General features: G+C 61.7%; 14 protein-coding genes and 1 pseudogene. 8 read left to right on the plus strand and 7 right to left on the minus strand.

Annotated elements, in window-relative coordinates; genetic code table 11:
- Nucleotides 1-140: 140 nt before the first annotated feature.
- Nucleotides 141-462, plus strand: a pseudogene (locus tag EN851_RS37400) (site-specific integrase); the annotation flags it as partial.
- A 178-nt stretch (nt 463-640) separates the two neighbouring features.
- Here the strand turns inward: EN851_RS37400 and EN851_RS28670 are convergent.
- Nucleotides 641-1,708, minus strand: a complete 1,068-nt coding sequence (locus EN851_RS28670; protein WP_135930510.1) for a cyclic nucleotide-gated potassium channel — start codon at nt 1,706-1,708, stop codon at nt 641-643.
- Between the two features lie 202 nt (nt 1,709-1,910).
- Here EN851_RS28670 and EN851_RS28675 point away from each other — a divergent pair, with 202 nt between their 5' ends.
- Nucleotides 1,911-2,963: a RelA/SpoT domain-containing protein gene (locus EN851_RS28675; RefSeq protein WP_189587327.1), complete on the plus strand. Its 1,053-nt coding sequence runs from the start codon at nt 1,911-1,913 to the stop codon at nt 2,961-2,963.
- Here EN851_RS28675 and EN851_RS28680 read toward each other — a convergent pair.
- Nucleotides 2,960-3,400 (minus strand): Lrp/AsnC family transcriptional regulator, encoded by a 441-nt coding sequence (locus EN851_RS28680; RefSeq protein WP_095771477.1) that lies wholly within the window; start codon nt 3,398-3,400, stop codon nt 2,960-2,962. The genes EN851_RS28675 and EN851_RS28680 overlap by 4 nt on opposite strands.
- A gap of 133 nt (nt 3,401-3,533) precedes the next feature.
- On the opposite strand from EN851_RS28680, the gene rocF reads away from it, so the two are divergent.
- From rocF to EN851_RS28705, 5 genes are all read left to right on the plus strand, one after another.
- Entirely contained in the window at nt 3,534-4,466 is a 933-nt protein-coding gene (rocF, locus tag EN851_RS28685; protein WP_135867308.1) for an arginase, read from the plus strand.
- A gap of 2 nt (nt 4,467-4,468) precedes the next feature.
- The gene (locus tag EN851_RS28690) at nt 4,469-5,524 is read left to right on the plus strand and encodes an ornithine cyclodeaminase (protein WP_135930512.1); all 1,056 of its coding nucleotides are present in this window, start codon (nt 4,469-4,471) and stop codon (nt 5,522-5,524) included.
- A 582-nt stretch (nt 5,525-6,106) separates the two neighbouring features.
- On the plus strand, nt 6,107-7,213 hold the full coding sequence (locus EN851_RS28695; protein ID WP_245511731.1) for an efflux RND transporter periplasmic adaptor subunit: 1,107 nt from the start codon (nt 6,107-6,109) through the stop codon (nt 7,211-7,213).
- A complete protein-coding gene (locus EN851_RS28700; RefSeq protein WP_127870100.1) occupies nt 7,210-10,413 on the plus strand; it encodes a multidrug efflux RND transporter permease subunit in 3,204 nt (1,067 codons plus the stop codon). The genes EN851_RS28695 and EN851_RS28700 overlap by 4 nt, the downstream gene beginning before the upstream one ends.
- Nucleotides 10,414-10,763: 350 nt before the next feature.
- Entirely contained in the window at nt 10,764-11,849 is a 1,086-nt protein-coding gene (locus EN851_RS28705) for an ABC transporter ATP-binding protein (protein WP_135882383.1), read from the plus strand.
- Nucleotides 11,850-11,900: 51 nt separating this feature from the next.
- Here EN851_RS28705 and EN851_RS28710 read toward each other — a convergent pair whose 3' ends face one another.
- From EN851_RS28710 to EN851_RS28730, 5 genes are all read right to left on the minus strand, one after another.
- Nucleotides 11,901-12,743, minus strand: a complete 843-nt coding sequence (locus EN851_RS28710) for a carbohydrate ABC transporter permease (RefSeq protein ID WP_127276611.1) — start codon at nt 12,741-12,743, stop codon at nt 11,901-11,903.
- Entirely contained in the window at nt 12,740-13,624 is an 885-nt protein-coding gene (locus EN851_RS28715) for a sugar ABC transporter permease (RefSeq protein WP_127276608.1), read from the minus strand. The genes EN851_RS28710 and EN851_RS28715 overlap by 4 nt, the downstream gene beginning before the upstream one ends.
- 58 nt (nt 13,625-13,682) lie before the next feature.
- Nucleotides 13,683-14,957: an extracellular solute-binding protein gene (locus tag EN851_RS28720; RefSeq protein WP_135930513.1), complete on the minus strand. Its 1,275-nt coding sequence runs from the start codon at nt 14,955-14,957 to the stop codon at nt 13,683-13,685.
- A 114-nt stretch (nt 14,958-15,071) separates the two neighbouring features.
- Nucleotides 15,072-16,577 carry an alpha-N-arabinofuranosidase gene (locus EN851_RS28725; RefSeq protein ID WP_135930514.1) on the minus strand — a complete coding sequence of 502 codons (1,506 nt, stop codon included), beginning with the start codon at nt 16,575-16,577 and terminating at the stop codon, nt 15,072-15,074.
- A gap of 104 nt (nt 16,578-16,681) precedes the next feature.
- On the minus strand, nt 16,682-17,608 hold the full coding sequence (locus EN851_RS28730) for a transcriptional regulator (RefSeq protein ID WP_127276601.1): 927 nt from the start codon (nt 17,606-17,608) through the stop codon (nt 16,682-16,684).
- A gap of 910 nt (nt 17,609-18,518) precedes the next feature.
- Between EN851_RS28730 and EN851_RS28740 the strand changes: the two genes are divergently transcribed.
- Nucleotides 18,519-18,752: an acylphosphatase gene (locus tag EN851_RS28740; RefSeq protein WP_135882370.1), complete on the plus strand. Its 234-nt coding sequence runs from the start codon at nt 18,519-18,521 to the stop codon at nt 18,750-18,752.
- Nucleotides 18,753-18,772 lie beyond the last annotated feature (20 nt).

Below are 18,772 nucleotides of genomic sequence, written 5' to 3' on the forward strand. Positions count from 1 at the left end.
TCGTTAACCATCGGGTCCGCGGCAACCGCTTATTCCCGGCCGAATCCGGCGATCGGCTGACGGAATCATGGCAAGGCCTTGCGTCAACTGCCAGGAAACTGCCGCGGATCCGCCGCATCCGGGGAAAAGCCGATGTTCGGCGCGTTCACATTTCCTTGCTGGTTGACATCGGATGCCTCCTCGACGTCGCCTCAGTTTCCGGACCAGCAAATCCGGCCGCAGCCGCACCATTCCGATGACCGGGCGGAAGGAAGTCATCAAGCTGCCTCCGACCGGGCGCCAGCCGAAAGAACCGCCACCAGGCTTAGCCAGGCATGGTTCCGAGCCACCTGGAACGATGCCAAGGCGGAAGTCGGCCTCGGCGCCGATGATCAGGTCGTCCCCACATCCTGCGCCACCACCTGTGCTTCACATCTTGTCCAGGGCGGCATCGACATCAGGCGCGTGCGGATGTGCCTCGGCCGTCCGCCGTCTGAATGACGCCCCCCCGAGCGCTCGGCGGCTGCGCCTCTGGGAACTTCCACGTTCCGTCCAGAACCTCCGCGCGTGGCCGATAGAGCCGCCCACATAGTTCCAGTCAGCCATTGTCGACAGGGGCAGCCTTGCCATCACGTCCTCCCCCTGACGAATAGTGGCACGATCAAGCCATCGGTGCCGCGCCGTGCCGCTCGCGCGCGGTCTTGCGGATGATTTCCGCGATTTCCGGGCTGCTGCTGCACAGCATCTGGAAATCCGCCGCGTGCAGCGACAGGAGTGAGACCGCCGTTGCGGCGCTGACGGTCGCCATGCGCGGTTCGCCGCTCATCAACGCCATCTCGCCGAAGAAGGCGCCAGGGCCAAGCTCCACCGGGTGTGGCGTCGCGACGCTGACACGCCCCTCCACAACGAAGAACATCCGATCCCCGGTCTCGCCCCTGCGGCAGATCACGGCACCCGCCGGCAAATTACGAGGTCTCAACGCGCGCACGATCTCGACCAGCGCGGCCGGGCCGAGCTTCTGAAACAACGGCACGCCGGCGACCAATTGCCAATTGCGGACGAAATCCTCGCGACGGATTTCTTGATAGAAGCCGGAGGCAAGAATGCCGGCCCAGAGCGCGAAGACGCCGATGCCACACATCATGACCGCCCCGGCAAGGACGCGGCCGGCGAAACTTTGCGGAATGGCGTCGCCATAACCGGTGGTGGACAGCGTGACCACCGCCCACCACATTGCCTGGGGGATGCTGCCGAACTTTTCCGGTTGGATGTCGCGCTCGATGACATAGGCGGCGAGCGCGACACCGAACAGAACGACGCCGAAGAGCGTGGTGACGCCGATCAGGTTGCGCGCTTCGTTGGCCAGCACCCTGCCCAGTACCGGGAAGAATGTCGAGTCGCGCAGCGGCTTCAGCAGCCAGACAGCACAGTAGAGGCTGCGGTCGGGGGTGCCGTCGAGCAGAAATGCAGCGAGCGGAACCAAAACCGCGAGCATATCGATGGCGATTGCCGGCGTCCTGTCCAGAAGGTCTCCCGCCCGGCGCTTGAGCAGCGTCTCGGCCATCTGCAGAAGATAGGCGCCCCAAATGACCGCAAGCACGGCAGTCAGAGCCAGCCTGCTTCGTCCCGACATGTTCGGCATCGTGAGCGCAGCCACCGCCAGCAGCCCAGGCGCGGCCAGCACCGCGTTGAGCGGCGCGTAAATTCTCAGGAAAGGCAGTACCGACATTCTATGCCCACGAGCGGATGCTATTCCTCCAGAATAGGATGCCTTCAAGGCAAGCGCAAAGGTGCTTACTTTCGTCTTTCGCGTACTCAAAGATACGGTCCATGAGATCCGATTCGCTTGCGGTCGTCCCGCCAGTCCAGAATGAGGCGCCCTACCTTGACTTTATGGTCCAATGACTCAGTACCCGCGCCTTGAATACAGCATGAATGCCGTTCGCAAGGCAGGCGAGCGGCTGGCAACACCCATGCTTTTCGGACCAGACATCACTGCCGGCCAGTACGTGGACGCACTCGAAATCTTCTCGATCGCCAACAGCTGGCGCGCCTCGCACTTTCTGCCGATGCGGAGCGTCCAGTTCTCTGTCGGTCACCACATGAGAGCCCTGCGACTGAAGGGCGACATGGCATCGCGTCCGAAACGCATGGCATCGATTCGTCGGAAGCTTCGAGAGTCCACCACCAATTTGGACACCATGAACGACATCGGCGGTTGCCGAGCGATCATGCCCGACATCAAAAGTGTCCGCTCGCTTCTCGCATCGATGCGAGACAACTTCCCCCATGAGATACACCCTCGGGAATTCAACTATATCGATGAGCCGAAGCCGGACGGCTATCGAAGTCACCACATTGTTTTCCAGTACCGACCCAGAGCTGCCGACACCGAGGCTTTCGAGGGTCGACGCATCGAACTGCAAGTTCGGACCACACTTCAGCACTCATGGGCAACCGCAGTTGAGGCTGTCGGGCTATTCCGACGCCAGGATTTGAAGCACGGAAAGGGCGAACAAGATTGGCTACGCCTTTTCCAGCTTATGTCGGCGGAATTCGCGCACATTGAGCAGTGCCCCGTTCATATCGGTGCTCCGGATCACAATGACCGAGTGCGAGAATTGCGGGATATCGACAGACGTATAGGGGCGACGAGCATATTGGAAGACATAAAGAATATTACTCTCTCCTCGAAGAACTTCGCACAGTCGACTGGAAAATATAGATACTACTTTATTCAATACAGCAATGATCATAATGTGACCGTCGAGCCATTCCGAACTCTTATGTCCGGCGCGCGGAAATTGGAAGATATAGAGAAGAAAATCGAACTAAGGGACAGTGATGCAAAAGCGGCCTTGGTCGAGGTAGACAGGGTCGAAAAACTTGTTGAAATGTATCCTAACTACTTTGGGAACGTCTCCTTGTTTGTAAGCAATCTGAAATCCATCTGCACGGGAAAGGCGGCGTCGAATACAGTCTAGGTCAATCGTGCCCGCGTCGTGCGCGGGGTGGCCAGGAGCAGGCTCGTTTCGCTGCCCGTTATGCCGGGAATCAACCGGATACGCCGCAGCACCGCATCGAAATCCGTCAGGGATGCCGTCCCGAGCTCTACCACCAGATCCCAGCGACCATTGGTGGTATGGATGGTCGAGACTTCCGGGAAGCCGCCCAGTGCCCGGACCACGCGGTCGGCGGCATGGCCCTCGATCTCGATGAGCATGATGCCGCGGATGCGCTGATCGACCGCGTCGGCGCGCAACACCACCGTGTAGCCAATAATGTCGCCCGACCGTTCCAGCCGCTCCATGCGTGCCCGAACCGTGGCGCGCGAGACGCCGAGATCGACGGCGAGATCCGATACGCTACGCCGGGCGTCATGCCGCAGCAAGGTCACGAGCCGTTCGTCCAGTGCATCCATGGGGTACCATTTTGCTCAGTTTCGCTGCCATTATGATAAACTACGCTTTTCGGATTGCCAATTTTACCTGTTCGTATCGCCGGCTCGGCATGGTTCCCTCGCGGCCATCAGAACTTGGAGCGCGGGAGAAACAATGCGTTGCAGAATCGTCGGGGCGCCCGTGCAGGACGGTGCCGGCCGAATGGGATGCGAAATGGGGCCGAGCGCGCTGAGGACCGCCGGGCTTGCTGAGATGCTGTCCGGCCTCGGCCATGCAGTGGAGGATATGGGCGCCGTCCAGCCAATTCCGGTAAGGCGCGTCGTGCATGGCAACCTGGCGCTGAAGGCCCTGCCCGAAATATCGGCCTGGACATCCGCCATTGCCGCCGCGGCCTACGCAGCAAGCGAGGACGCCATGCCGATCTTTCTCGGTGGCGACCATTCGATCTCCGCCGGGACCGTGTCGGGCCTCGCCCGCCGTGCCTCGGAGGCCGGTCGCCCCCTATTCGTCCTGTGGCTCGACGCGCATCCCGATTTTCATACGCTCGACACCACCGCCAGCGGCAATCTGCACGGTGTTCCTCTCGCCTACGCCAGCGGCCAGGCGGGTTTCAGCGGCTATTTTCCCGATCTGCCGGCGGCGGTCGATCCCAAGCGTATCTGCACCATGGGCCTGCGCAGCGTCGACCCGGCCGAGCGCAGCGCGCTCAACCAGGCGGGCGTGATCGTGCACGACATGCGCGCCATCGACGAGCATGGCATCGCGCCGCTGCTGCGCGCCTTCCTGGCGCGCGTGTCTGATGAGGACGGGCTGCTGCATGTCAGTCTCGACGTCGACTTCCTCGACCCCTCTATCGCGCCGGCGGTCGGCACCACGGTTCCCGGCGGCGCGACGTTTCGCGAGGCGCATCTGGTGATGGAGATGCTTTCCGACAGCGGGCTCGTCTCCAGCCTGGACCTGGTCGAGTTGAACCCCTTTCTGGACGATCGTGGCCGAACCGCGACACTGATGGTCGACCTGACGGCGAGCCTGATGGGCCGCCGCATCATGGACCGCCCGACTCGCAGCCATTCAGGGAGCTTTTGACCATGACCGCGGCAAAACTGAACATCGTCCCCTTCGTCAGCGTCGATCGCATGATGAAGCTGGTGATCGCAATCGGCGTCGAGCGCTTCCTGACCGAGCTCGCCAGCTACATCGAGGAAGACTTTCGTCGCTGGGATCTTTTCGACAAGACGCCTCGCATCGCCTCGCACAGCCATGACGGGGTCATCGAGCTGATGCCGACAAGCGATGGGCGCCTCTATGGCTTCAAATACGTCAACGGCCATCCCAAGAACATGCGCCAGGGCCTGCAGACGGTCACCGCCTTCGGCGTGCTCGCCGATGTCGGCAGCGGCTACCCGATGCTGCTCACCGAAATGACCATCCTGACCGCGCTGCGCACCGCCGCGACATCGGCCGTTGCGGCCAAGTATCTGGCGCCGAGCGGTGCTCGCACCATGGCCATTATCGGCAATGGCGCACAGTCGGAGTTCCAGGCGATCGCGTTCAAGGCGCTGACCGGCGTCGATCGGCTCCGGCTCTACGACATCGACAGATCCGCGTCGCTGAAATGCGCGAAGAACCTGGCTGGCATGGGATTCGACATCACGATCTGCGAAACAGGGCAGGAAGCGGTTGAAGGCGCCGGGATCATCACGACCGTTACCGCCGACAAGCAGAACGCCACCATTCTCACCGACAACATGGTCGGCGCCGGCGTCCACATCAACGCCGTCGGTGGCGACTGCCCGGGCAAGACCGAACTGCACAGGGACATCTTGCTGCGTTCCGACATTTTCGTCGAGTTTCCGCCGCAGACACGCATCGAGGGCGAAATCCAGCAGCTGGATCCCGACCACCCGGTGACCGAGCTCTGGCAAGTGATCGCCGCCAAGACCCAAGGCCGCCGCGAAGCCAAGAAGATCACGCTGTTCGATTCAGTCGGCTTCGCCATCGAGGATTTTTCGGCCCTGCGCTATGTGCGCGACCAACTGCGAGCGACCGGCCTCTATGAGGAGCTCGACCTGCTCGCCGATCCCGACGAGCCACGCGACCTCTTCGGAATGCTGCTGAGGGCGGCCGTGCAAACGGCAGCGTGAGGACCTCGACCAAAACGAGCCCGTGGTTTTCTGGATGCCTGCTTTCGGGCGGACGTAAAGCCGACGTCGACGACCGAATGAGGCGCAAAGCTGCCGCGTCCTGGCAAATCTAGCATTCCCAATGCGGGGAACAACATAACGCTTTTGGTCACCCATCTCGCGTGGCCGAGAGGTTGGCCACAAGCCGGGCCACCGAGGTAACTTCGGCAAACACGCCAGTCCCGCCGGCGTGGAAATGCCCATACGGTCTCCTTCGACCAATATGAATCATAAGCCGTCCATCAAGGAATCCTGAATCCATTGAAACGCGACTGGTTTTAGCCCGGTGGCGCGGCAGCCACAGGCTGGACATTTCAGCCCACATGGAAAATGATCATGTTGCCGTGCACAATACTGCAGTGCTCTGATCTCGACGAAAGCCTGAGCGTAGAAGCGGATCAACCGACCCCCCGGGTCTAGCGAGCGAGGACGCAGATGGACACCCCAGGGAACGGGCAATTGCATCGCGACGCGGGCGGGCGACCCCGTCGATCGGCCGGCTGGCTTGCCCGCGCCGCCCTGTCGGCGGCATTACTGCTCGGCATGGCTTTCAGCGGTACTGCGTTTGCGCAGGAGCAGCAGCTACCCCTGGTGACGGCGGCCAAGCCGGTGGTCCGTGAAATCGTCGAAGACGACGAGTTCGTCGGGCGCTTCGAAGCCGTCGACCAGGTCGCCATCCGTTCGCGCGTCAGCGGCTATCTGGACAAGGTCAGCTTCCAGGACGGCGCACTGGTCAACAAGGGCGACCTGCTCTTCACCATCGACCAGCGTCCGTACCAGGCGGCCTATGATGCCGCCAAATCGCAAGTGGACGTCGCCAAGTCACTGCTCGAATTCTCCAAGATGCAGCTCGATCGCGCCGACGAACTTGCCAAGACCGGCAATATCTCAACCGCGACGGTCGACGACCGCCGGCGGGAATACCTTTCGGCGCAGGCGCAGATGCAGGGCGCGACGGCGGCGCTGACGACGGCCAGCCTGAACATGGAATTCACCGAGATCAAGGCGCCCTTGTCCGGCCGCATCGACCGCCGGCTGGTGTCGGTCGGCAACCTCGTGCAGCCGGATTCCACCTTGCTGACCACCATCGTTACGCGCGATCCGATCGACTTCTATTTCGACGTCGATGAGCGCCTGTATTTCAGCTACGCCCGCGACGCGAAGGCGCGTGGCGGCACCATGCAGGAAGGCGCCGGCGGGCTCGATGTGGAGGTTCGTGTCGCCGACCGCGCGGAGGCGGTATTCAAAGGCAAGCTCGATTTTGCCGAGAACCGGATCGACAATGCGACCGGCACTATGCGGGTGCGTGCGACGTTTCCCAACGCCGACGGCATTCTCCAGCCAGGCATGTTCGGGCGCATCAATGTGCCGGGGTCGCTGCCGCATGGCGGCGTGCTGGTGCCCGACGAGGCGATCGGCGCCGATCAGGATCGCCGCATCGTGCTCCTGGTGGATGAGGCCGGGATGGTGTCTGCGAAGCCTGTGCGCACCGGCCCGCTTCTCGACGGCTACCGGGTGATCCGCTCGGGCCTGACCGGCGGCGAGACGATCATCGTCAACGGGCTGATGCACGCCAGGCCCGGCACCAAGGTGAAGGTCGAGATGGTGACGTTGCCGCCCAAGGCCGAGACCGCCGGGTTGCAGCAATGAGGTTCGCACATTTCTTCGTCGACCGCCCAATCTTCGCGTCGGTCGTTTCGATCGTCCTGCTGATCCTCGGCGGAATTGCCTATACCCAGCTGCCGGTCGCGCAGTATCCCGAGATCGCGCCGCCGACCATCGTCGTACGCGCGCAGTATCCGGGCGCCGACGCCGAGACGGTCGCTGCGACCGTGGCAACGCCGATCGAGCAGGAGATCAACGGCGTCGAGGGTATGCTCTACATGTCGTCCTATTCGTCGGGCGACGGGGCGATGGCGCTGACCATCACCTTCAAGCTGGGCACCGATCTCGACAAGGCGCAGGTGCTGGTGCAGAATCGCGTGTCGGTCGCCGAGCCGCGTCTGCCCGAAGAAGTCCGCCGCCTCGGCATCACCACCACCAAGAGTTCGCCCGACCTGATGATGGTCGTGCACATGCTGTCGCCCGACAATACCTACGACCAGCTCTACGTCTCGAACTACGCCCGCTCGCGGGTGCGCGACATACTGCTCAGACTGGATGGCGTCGGCGACCTCATCATCTTCGGCGAACGCGAATATTCGCTGCGCATCTGGCTCGATCCGGAAAAACTGTCCGCCCTGGGGATGACCTCGGGCGATGTAGTGCAGGCGCTGCGCGACCAGAACGTCCAGGTGTCGGGTGGCTCGATCGGCGCGCCGCCGACCAACACCGGCACGGCGTTCCAGTACACGGTCACCACGCAAGGCCGCTTCAACGATGCACGCGACTTCCGATACGTGATCGTCAAATCGACCGACGACGGCCGCCTGATCTCGCTGCAGGACGTGGCGCGCATCGAGCTCGGCGCCAAGGACTACGTCACCAACTCCTATCTCAACGGCAAACCGGCGGTGGCGCTCGCCATCTTCCAGCGGCCGGGCACCAATGCGCTCGCCGCAGCCGCGGAGATCCAGGACAAGATGAAGGAGCTTTCCCGCGACTTCCCGAAGGGGTTGAGCTACGACATCGTCTACAACCCGACCGAGTTCGTCGCCGAGTCGATCCAGGAGGTCTACAAGACGATCCTCGAGGCGATGCTGCTGGTCATCATCGTCATCATCGTCTTCCTGCAATCGTGGCGCATGGCGATCGTGCCGATCGTGGCGATCCCCGTGTCGCTGATCGGCACGCTGGCGGTGCTTTACGCCGCCGGCTTCTCGCTCAACATGCTGACGCTGTTCGGCCTCGTTCTGGCGATCGGCATCGTCGTCGACGATGCGATCGTCGTGGTCGAGAACGTCGAGCGCAACATCGCCGGTGGGCTGGCGCCCAATCCGGCGTCGCATCTGACCATGAACGAAGTCGGAACGGCCATCATCGCGATCTCGCTGGTGCTGATAGCCGTGTTCGTACCGACAGCCTTCATCCCCGGCATTTCCGGGCAGTTCTACCTGCAGTTTGCGATCACCATCGCGGTGTCGACGGCGATCTCGGCATTCAATTCGCTGACGCTTTCGCCGGCGCTGGCCGCACTGCTGTTCAAGCCGCACCACACCGCAGCGGCGCCGCCGCGCTTTTTCCTGGCGCGGTTCGGACGGGCGCTCGCCGACGGCTTCAACCGCGGCTTCGACAGGGTCGCCCATTGGTATTCGAGCATCATCCGCGTGCTGGTCGGATCGTGGATAGCGATCGCCGCCATGCTGGCTGTTTTCGCGGCTCTCATCTACGCCACGGTCTACATGGTGCAGACGGTGCCGCGCGGTTTCATTCCGTCGCTCGACCAGGGCTATGCGATCGTCGTCGTCCAGTTGCCGGACGGCTCCTCGCTGTCGAGGACCGATGCGGTCATCCAGCAGGCGTCGCAGATCATCCAGAAAACGCCGGGCGTCGACTACGCCGTCGCCTTCGCCGGCTTCTCCGGCGCGACCTTCACCAACGCCAGCAACGCGGGCGTGATCTTCGCCAGGTTCAAGCCATTTGACGAGCGATTGAAAGCCGGCCAGTCGGCGACCCAGGTCATCGGCAATCTGTTCGGCAGCCTGCAAAGCATCAAGGAAGCCTTCATCATCGCACTGCCGCCGCCGCCGATCCGCGGTGTCGGCAATGCCGGCGGCTTCAAGCTGCAGATCCAGGAGCGCAACAGCGCCGACATGCGGCAGATCCTGGCGCTTGCCTACGAAATCGCCGGCAAGGCCAACAAGACGCCGGGGCTGACGGGCGTGTTCACCACCTTCTCGGCGTCGAGCCCGCAATTCTTCCTGGCGATCGATCGCGACAAGGCGCGCATCCTGAACGTGCCGATCCCCAACATCTTCGAGACGCTGTCGATCAATCTGGGGACCGCCTACGTCAACGACTTCAATGCTTTCGGGCGCGTCTACCAGGTGCGGGCGCAGGCCGACCAGGCGTTCCGCCTCGATCGCGCCGACATCTTGAAACTGAAGGTGCGCTCGGCGAGTGGCGCGCTGGTTCCGCTCGGCACGTTGATCGAGATCCGCGACGTCACCGGCCCGGCGCTGGTCCAGCGCTACAACATGTACGTCTCGGTGCCGCTGCAGGGCAACGCCGCGCCCGGCGTTTCCACGGGCGACGCGCTGGCATCGATGGAAAAGATCACCGCCGCGACGCTGCCGGCCGGTACCTCCTATGAATGGACCGAGCTCGCCTACCAGGAGCGCAACACCGGCAATGCCGCTGTCTATATCTTCGGACTGTCGGTGCTGTTCGTGTTCCTGGCGCTGGCGGCGCAATATGAAAGCTGGGTGCTGCCATTCGCCATTGTGCTGGTGGTGCCGCTCGGCGTGCTGGCGGCGTTGCTCGGCGTATCGTTCCGAGGGCTGGACAACAACATCCTCGTGCAGATCGGCCTCATCGTGCTGATCGGGCTTGCCGCCAAGAACGCGATCCTGATCGTCGAATTCGCGCGGCAGGCGCAGGAACGCGGCCTGTCGGCCGCCGAGGCTGCCGTCGAAGCCTGCCGGCTCAGGTTGCGGCCGATCCTGATGACCGCCTTCGCGTTCATCCTCGGCGTCGTGCCGCTGATGATCGCAACGGGCCCGGGCGCGGAAATGCGCCAGTCGCTCGGCACCGCGGTGTTCTCCGGCATGCTCGGCGTCACCTTCGTCGGCCTGTTCCTGACGCCGGTGTTCTACGTCACGCTCAGGTCGCTGTTTTCACGGCGCAAGCCCCGCGCCGAGGCAGAGCCTTCGGGCCCGGCAGAGGTGCCATCGGAGACGGCCGCCGAGTAGCGTTAGGAATTCGCCGCGTCGAGCGCGGCTTATCCCTCCAGGAAATCGGCGCGATGCGCTGCACACGACCCCACCAAACGGTCAAAAATCAGCCACTTACGCGGTCGTTTTGGTGGGCCCGCCGGGTCATCGTTTTCTACAGGAAGTCAATACGTTAGCGGCTGGTTCGCCAATCCATTTCCTTCGTATTCTCTCGTATGGTCTGGCGAACCTCTCAAACCGCCCGCTGTTGGCAGGACAGCTGGCAGCTGTTCCGGGGACCAGGAATGAGCCGCTCATTGTGCCGCAGCCCCACATTCCTTGACATCGGGTATTTATCCGAAATTATGTAGGAAAGAAGGATCGCAAGCATGACGGGAATCGCGCTGTCGGGCGTATCAAAGCACTTTGGCGCTGTCGAAGTGATCCGCGACGTGAGCCTGGACATTGAGCCAGGAGAGCTGGTCGTGTTTCTCGGTCCGTCCGGTTCCGGCAAGACGACGCTGCTCCGGATGATCGCCGGCCTCGAAAGCATTGACCAGGGGACGCTGACGATCGACGGGGTGCGCTCGGAGAACCTTGCGCCTGGCAGGCGCAACGTTGCCATGGTCTTCCAGAACTATGCGCTTTACCCACATATGACCGTCGCGGAGAACATGGCCTTTGGGCTGAGGAACATTCGGGTCGCGCCGGATGTCATACGCCAGCGGATCGCCGAGGCTGCGCGTATCCTGGAGATCGAAGCGCTGCTTCACCGGCGGCCGTCGCAACTCTCCGGCGGGCAGCGCCAGCGCGTGGCCATCGGGCGTGCGATCGTCAAGGAGCCCAAGGCATTCCTGTTCGACGAGCCACTCTCCAATCTGGACGCAGCGCTTCGGGCCCGTACACGCGTCGAGCTTGCCGAACTGCATCAGCGTTTGAAATCGACGATGATCTACGTCACCCACGACCAGGTGGAAGCGATGACGCTCGCCGACCGCATTGTGATCCTCAACGATTGCCGGATAGAGCAGATGGGAAGACCCGTCGATGTCTATGCACGTCCGGCGTCGCGCTTCGTCGCGACCTTCGTCGGGTCGCCGGCGATGAACATCCTGCCTGTCACGGTTTCGGGCTCGGGCGACAGGCTCAATGCGCGCTTAACCGATGGATCGCTCGTCGAACTTCCCGGCGCGCCAATCGACATGGATTGGCGCGAACTCGGAGTGCGGCCGGAATCGCTGACTGTCGTCGCCGAGGGCAATGAAGCATTCGCCACGGCGACCGTTGTCGAGCGCCTTGGCGAGCGAACGCTCGTCTATGCGCGGCTCGCGGATGGGACGCAGGTGACGGCACAGGATCGCGGGCTTTCGAGCGTCAAACCGGGCGACGCCGTTCGGCTGAAGTTCGACACCACGGCCCTGCATCTCTTCGCCGCGGACGGATCGGCCTGGCACGCACGCGCCGACGGAGCCTGAACCCGCCGAGCGGGTCGTGCCCTCCGGCATTGCGGTGCACCTGCCGGGGCTCTAGCCCTTGATACCTGCCGAGAGCGTTATAGCCTCGGTCACCCGGCGCTGGAAGAAGAGGTAGGCCAGTGCCACCGGCAGGCCGGCCAGTACGGCTGCCGACAGCTGGCGCGCGTAGTAGACACCGAAGGCGTCGTTGACCTGCGTAATGCCGACCGTGATGGTCATCATCTCGGTGCGGGTCACCGAGAGGAACGGCCACAAGAACGCGTTCCACGTCCAGATGAAGCAGACGATCGACAGCGCGGTGGTTACCCCCCAGTTCATAGGCATGTAGATCTTGAAGAGGATCCCGAATTCGGACGCATTGTCCATGACCGCGGCCTCGCGGAAGTCCTTCGGGACCTGATCGAAAAACTGCTTGTACACGATGATGATGACCGGGTGGATAAGCTGCGGCAACATGATTCCGGCCCAGCTGTTGAGCAGGCCGAGGTTGGCGACCAGCACGAAGTGATTGATGATCAGCGCCGAAGTCGGCACCATAAAGGAGGCAAGGATCAGCCACCAAAGCGCGATCCGCCCCGGGAACCGCAACTGCGAGATTGCGTAGCCGCACAGCATCGAGATGAAGATGGTGATGACCGTTACGCCGACCGCGACCGCCACTGAATTGACGTACCAGGCGCCTATCTGCGTGGTGGTCAGGGCGCTGACGTAGTTCTCCAGCGTCGGCGTCTCGGGCCAGAGTTCGATGTAGGGCCGCACGACCTCGTCGTCCGGTTTGAGCGATGAGATCACACCCCAGTAGAGCGGGAACGCCCATAGGATGGCCCAGACGAGCGTCAGTGCGGTGATGATCCCGCCCCAGAAGTTCCAGCGTTGAGCAGCCACCGCGTTCATCGGCGCCGCCTTTCGGCGAACCGGAGCAGTTGGAATTGCAGGACCGAGACGACCACCACAAGCACGAAGAGGGTCACGGCGACGGCTGCCGCCCTGCCTCCCTGGTTCTGCTGGAAGGCCTTCTGGAAGACGTAGTAGACGAGCACCATATTGTCGTTCGGCCGGCCGCCGATCGAGAACAGATAGACTTGGTCGAAGATCTTAAGCTGCAGGATGAGCTGGATGGTGAACACCAGCGAGGTGATCGGCCACAGCAGCGGCCAGGTGATGCGCCGGAACGTGGTCCATCGCGTCGAGTTGTCGAGCGCCGCGGCTTCGTAGATCTCCGCTGGTATGGACCGCAGTCCGGCGAGGAAGAGGAGGATCGAGAAGCCCGCGGTCCACCAGATCGTCACCCCGGCCACAGCCGGCAAGAACCAGACGCGCGACTTGAAGACCGGCACGCGCGGGATTCCGAGCCAGTCCAGCACATGCATCGCGATCCCGAACTGGAAATTCAGCGTCCAGTCCCAGATCAGATAGACGACGGACACCGGCAGGATGTAGGGCAGGAAGAACAGCGCCAGCACGATCGACTGGAAGCGGCCCTTGAGCCGCGACACGCCTAGCGCGATCAACAGGGCGATGAGTGTCCCTGGGACGACCGTCATCAGCACGAAATAAGCGGTGTTCCAGAGCGCGCGCCGGAACATCGGGTCGTTGTCGAGCCGCAGGTAGTTGTCGAGACCAACCCATCGACCAGCGCCGATCAGCGGCGCATCGGTGAAGGAGATGCGGAACATCTGGACCGTCGGATAGACGAACGCCAGCAGATAGATCGCCAGGAAGGGAGCGACCAGCACCAGCGCGACAAGACGTTCAGTGCGGGAGTTGCGAAGCATGGCTCTTCCTCGAACACGGCTGGGGCCGCCCTGGGCGGGGCGGCCCCAGCCTTGAGCCCTACATGCTGTTCAACTCTTCCTTGATGGATTTCACCGCCTCGCCGGGGTCCATCTCTCCATTGAGGGTCGGCACAAAATAATTTGACATGATGTCGAAGATCGGCCCGGCGACACCAGCCTTGGGCGACTTCGGATCGAAGATCATGTTGGCCGTCAGCGTCGAGTAGGTCGCATTGGGCTCCATTGCCTTGTATTCACCGGTTTCGGTGACTGGCTTGTAGGCCGGGATGTGCCCTGCCGTGGCCCAGAACAGCGAGTGCTTGTCCATCCAGGAGATCACCTCGAGAACGGCAGCACGCTTTTCCGGGCTGATTTCCTTGCCCTTGTTCTTCGGGATTGCGAATGAATGGCTGTCCGCATAGGTGCATGGCTTGCCGAAGATCACCGGGATCTCGACGGCGCCCCAGTCGAACAGCTTGCCTTGCTTGGCGAGGTCGGTCATCGTGGGAACTTCCCAGACGCCGTTGATCATCATCGCGGCCTTGCCCGAGGTGAACAGGGCGACGGTCGCGGGATAGTCCGTATAGGTCGACTGCAGCCCGGCCTTCGTCCACCCTTGCAGGACCGCTAACGCTTTCGCCAGCTTTTGAGGATTGTCGCCGGCGAGGAACTCGTTGCCCGTCAGAAGCTCGCCGCCTTGCTGGCACACCAGCGAATAAATGGTGCGGTACATGAAGTTGCCGTCGGCAGTGACGCTGCCCAGCGGGAACTCGACGCCGGCATCCTTCAACTTCTGCAGTGTCGCGGTGAATTCCTCGTTGTTTCTCATACCCACGGGACGGCCGTCGTCGCCGAGCACGCCTGCCTTCTTCAGGAGGACGCGATTGTAGTACAGGACGATCGGATGGGTATCGAGCGGCACCGCGTATTGCTTGCCGTCGACCGTCACGGCGCCCATCGTCGTCTGGGCGAAGTCCGAGGCCGAGAGGCCCATCTTGCTCATATCGTCGGCGGTGATTTCTTCGAGAATGTCCTGGCTCACCGCCAAGGGGATGCGGCTGGCATGATAGGTCATGACGTCAGGCGCCTCACCGACCGCGGCCGAGGTCTGCACCTTCGCGTAGAAGGGCGTGCCCCACTCCAGCGTCGTGGCGTCGATCTTGATCTTGCCGGCGTGGGCGGCGTTGAAGTCGGAGATCATCTGCTTCATGCGCACGCCGTCACCGCCGCCGAGGAAATCCCACCATGCGACGGTTTCTTCGGCCTGGGCCGCGACGGCCCAAAATCCTCCGGCCGCAACCACCGCTAGGGCCATCATCTTGCGAAAGTTCATCTCAGCTTCCTCCCGAGTACGGCGGTTAGATCCGCCTTGAACGTTTCAATGCTACACCAAACCACTTCGCCTGCAACGGATTTTACGGTATATATCTGATACTCGGATATTAACTCAAAGTGTCACGCGCACCATCGAGTAGGAGTGCGGCGGCAAGTTCAGCGTCATTTCCTTGCCGCTGAGCGCTGCCCCATTGCCTTTGACCGGTGATACGTTGTCCGGCGCGTCCTTCGTGTTGCAGGCCTCGAGATCGTCATGACGGATGATCGTATGCTCGATGGACTTGGCGGCGAACCGCTCTAGGGCGACGTCGGCCTCTATCGTCTCGGACCCATGCCGGTTGATTGCGAAGAAGGTCAGCGTGCCGGCGTTCGAATTATGCACGCCCGCAATGTCGAGCCATGGCACTTTGTCGGCAGCGGCCGCGTCATAGGTAGGCACCTCGACCGCGAGCTGCAGCGCGGTGCCGCGGCCGTGCTTGGAGGCCAGCATAAAAGGCCAGTAGATCGTCTGCCGCCAGGCGCTGCCGCCGGGATCGGTCATGATCGGCGCGATAACGTTCACCAGCTGCGCAATGCAGGCGATGCGAACAATATCCGACCGTCGAATGAAGGTGTTAATGATGCAGCCGACCTGCAGCACGTCCTCGAAATTGTAGATGTCTTCCAGAAGCCTGGGCGCTTCCGGCCAGTCCCAGTCGCGCATACGCTCGGCGTCCCGCTTGCGCTGATGGTACCAGACGTTCCACTCGTCGAAGGAGATCTTCACCTCCCGCTTCGAGCGGGTCTTGGCCTTCACGTAGTCGATGATGCCGGAGACCGTGCCAATGTAGCGGTCGAGTTTCGCCGGAAGAGCGAGATATTCGGCCGTATTCTTCTCGTAGTTTTCGAAATACATGTGGAGAGAGATGTAGTCGACCTGCTCGTAGGTCGCTTCCAACACGGTTGCTTCCCACTGCGGATAGGTCGGCATATTGGAATGCGACGAGCCGCAGACAACCAGTTCCACCGTTGGGTCGAGGCCGCGCAACGCCTTGGCCGTCTCGTTGGCCAGATGGCCGTATTCTTCCGCCGACTTGTGGCCGACCTGCCAGGGACCGTCCATTTCATTGCCGAGACACCAGAGGCGGCAGTTCCAGGGCTGCGCGCGTCCGTTCTTGGCCCTGAGGTCGGACCAGTAGCTGCCGCTCGGGTGGTTCACGTATTCAACGAACGCCCGCGCCTCGTCGAGGCCGCGGGAACCGAGATTGACCGCAAGCATCATCTCGGTGCCGGCCTTTTCGGCCCAGTCGGCGAATTCGTGGATTCCAACCAGGTTCGGCTCCGTGGTGCGCCAGGCAAGATCCAGCCGCCGCGGGCGGTTCTCCTTTGGGCCTATGCCGTCTTCCCAATTGTAGGCGGACACGAAGTTGCCGCCCGGGTAACGGCAGATCGGCGTGTCGAGCGCACGCACCAACTCGATCACGTCCTTGCGCATCCCCTCTGCGTCCGCTTGCGGATGTCCGGGCTCGTAGATGCCCGTATAGACCGCCCGACCAAGATGCTCGAGGAACGAGCCGTAAAGACGTTTGTCGATATCCGCGACGGCATAGGCCGCGTTCGCCGTGACTCTGGCCTTCATGATCCCTCCCACTGCGGATTATCAATCCGACTTTCCGGTCTATATCCGGGTCGCGGGTCAGTTAAGGGCGGAGTTCGTTCGCCCGTCAAGGGCCTAATACGCTCTCAAGCCTTCAGCAGGCGCAGAACGATGTCGTTGCTGTAATTGCCGAAGCCGCTACCGAAGATGTTTATGCCGCCGGGGTGACGTGCATCTTCCTTCACGCCGATTCGTATCCGGATCGAGCGGTGCCGCTCAAGCTCCAGATCAGCCAGCGAGCATTTGGAAACCTTGTTGTTGTTGCGATAGGTGCCGTTGTTCGTGACGCGCCAGTGTGTGAGGTCGCCATATTGCGAACCGGCCAGTTTCCACCAGCCGGGCGTATGCTTGCCGCGCTTGTCGCCATAGTCGGCTGGGGCCGTCCAGGTATCTATCTCGTGCCCGTTGATCGCTACCGTGATGTCCGATGGCCAATCCTTCGATGTGCCCGGGACCTCAGACGAAAGCTCCATCGCCAGTTCCAATCCGCCGACTTTGGCATTGGCAAGCGTCGCATTGTTGGGAAACTGGTATTCGACGAAGCCGCGCGTGAACCACAGCAGCCCTGCCCGCATACGGTCAGGATCGAGGAAGGTGTCGGGCACATCGAGAAGTCCGATGACGCCGTCTTTTGAACACAGGCCGCAGGGAGCGGAAACTTCGCATCTCGTATAGAGTCCAAGCGGCATCGCCACTTCTATGACGCCGAGATCCTGCGCCGGCGGGCGGTCCTTAAAGACGACAACCAACTCGGAGAAGGTCGAATAGCAAACCTTCTGGCTTCCCTTGCGCGCCTTCTGTGATTTCGTCTCGATCAAACCGACATCGACAAGAACCTGGATGTTTGCGGAAATCGTTGATTGCGGAAGACCCAGTTCTTCGGCCACTTGATTGACGTTTTTCGGCCCCTTGCGGTGCAGCAGATCGAGAATCCGGACCCGGACCTCGCTCGCGAGGCTCTTCAACAAGTCAAGCCGCTCAAGCGGATCGACAACCATGATTTCATTCGACATATGGCCCCGCAGTCGTCACACGGGGTTATGTATCAGCAGATCAGATACAAATAAAGACGGTGGCGTTATGAATTGAACCTCCTGGCTGGCATATCCTTCGTAACGACTTCGTCATTCAGTAGTTGACTAGCACGGCCACAACGGCGGCGCGTTGCCTGCGTTGACCAGTCCGGGGGAATGCCTGGCCGTCAGCATGCCCATGCACTTGGCAAAAGCGTCGCGGAACTTCTCATGCGCCGTTTGAAAGGTGAAATGCGCGCCCCAGAACGGCTCGTCTTGCCGACAGAGATCATTGAGCGCGGATCCGTCGGTCTGATCAGAATGAGCGCTAGGTCCTCATGCTCAGCCGATCAGGACTTTCCCAGTCCCATGTTTGAGCGGGGTTGGATGAAGCGCGCACAGCGCGCACTCGATATGTCAATCCCTTGACGCCCTTAGCCCTCAGCAGCCCACCGTAAGGCAACAAAATCAAAGTGATGCGCGGAGGCTCGCCGCCTCCCACTTGGCTAACACGAGGAAGAAAATGGCCATAAAGCATTGATAAATAACGACGATGGTGGGCCCGGAGGGGCGTCGTTTTCCACGGAAAATCAATATGTTAGAGGATGGTTCGCCAACCCATTCCCTTCGTATTCTCTCGTATGGTCTGGCGAACCCAAGGTCGAGCAGCAGGACTAGTTTTAATGCAAGCGGTAAGTCTGTCTTGTCTCACAAAGTGTCGATGGACGCATGTTGACCAGGGATTTTGCGGACGTCATAGACGACTGAGGGGTCACAAGCCCACACTCGACCTTCTCATGGCGCTTGGTTAGATGCATCAGCGATTGAGCACAATGCAGATAGATAGATATCTGTTTCATTGCCGAGGTTTTCTGTGAGCGAGCAATATCGATTCCCCTGGCGGGAGCGCATGACGATCCTCGGCGATGTCGAGGCGGCATCCTTCCTGCCGTGGATCGAGCGTCATGCCGCCAAGCTCGGGCTCGCGCAGGCAATATGCGTTGCCGGTCCCGATCGCATCGAACTCGACATTTCCGGCCCGGCCGAACTCATCGACATGATGGAGATGGGATGCTCGCTTGGACCAATCGATGTCTGGGTCGAGGCCATCCGCCGCACGCCGATCGAGAGCGAATCGGGCTAGTTTCCGGCCTGCGGCTTCTG

This window comes from Mesorhizobium sp. M8A.F.Ca.ET.208.01.1.1 (assembly GCF_004791315.1).
Taxonomy (GTDB): Bacteria; Pseudomonadota; Alphaproteobacteria; order Rhizobiales; family Rhizobiaceae; genus Mesorhizobium.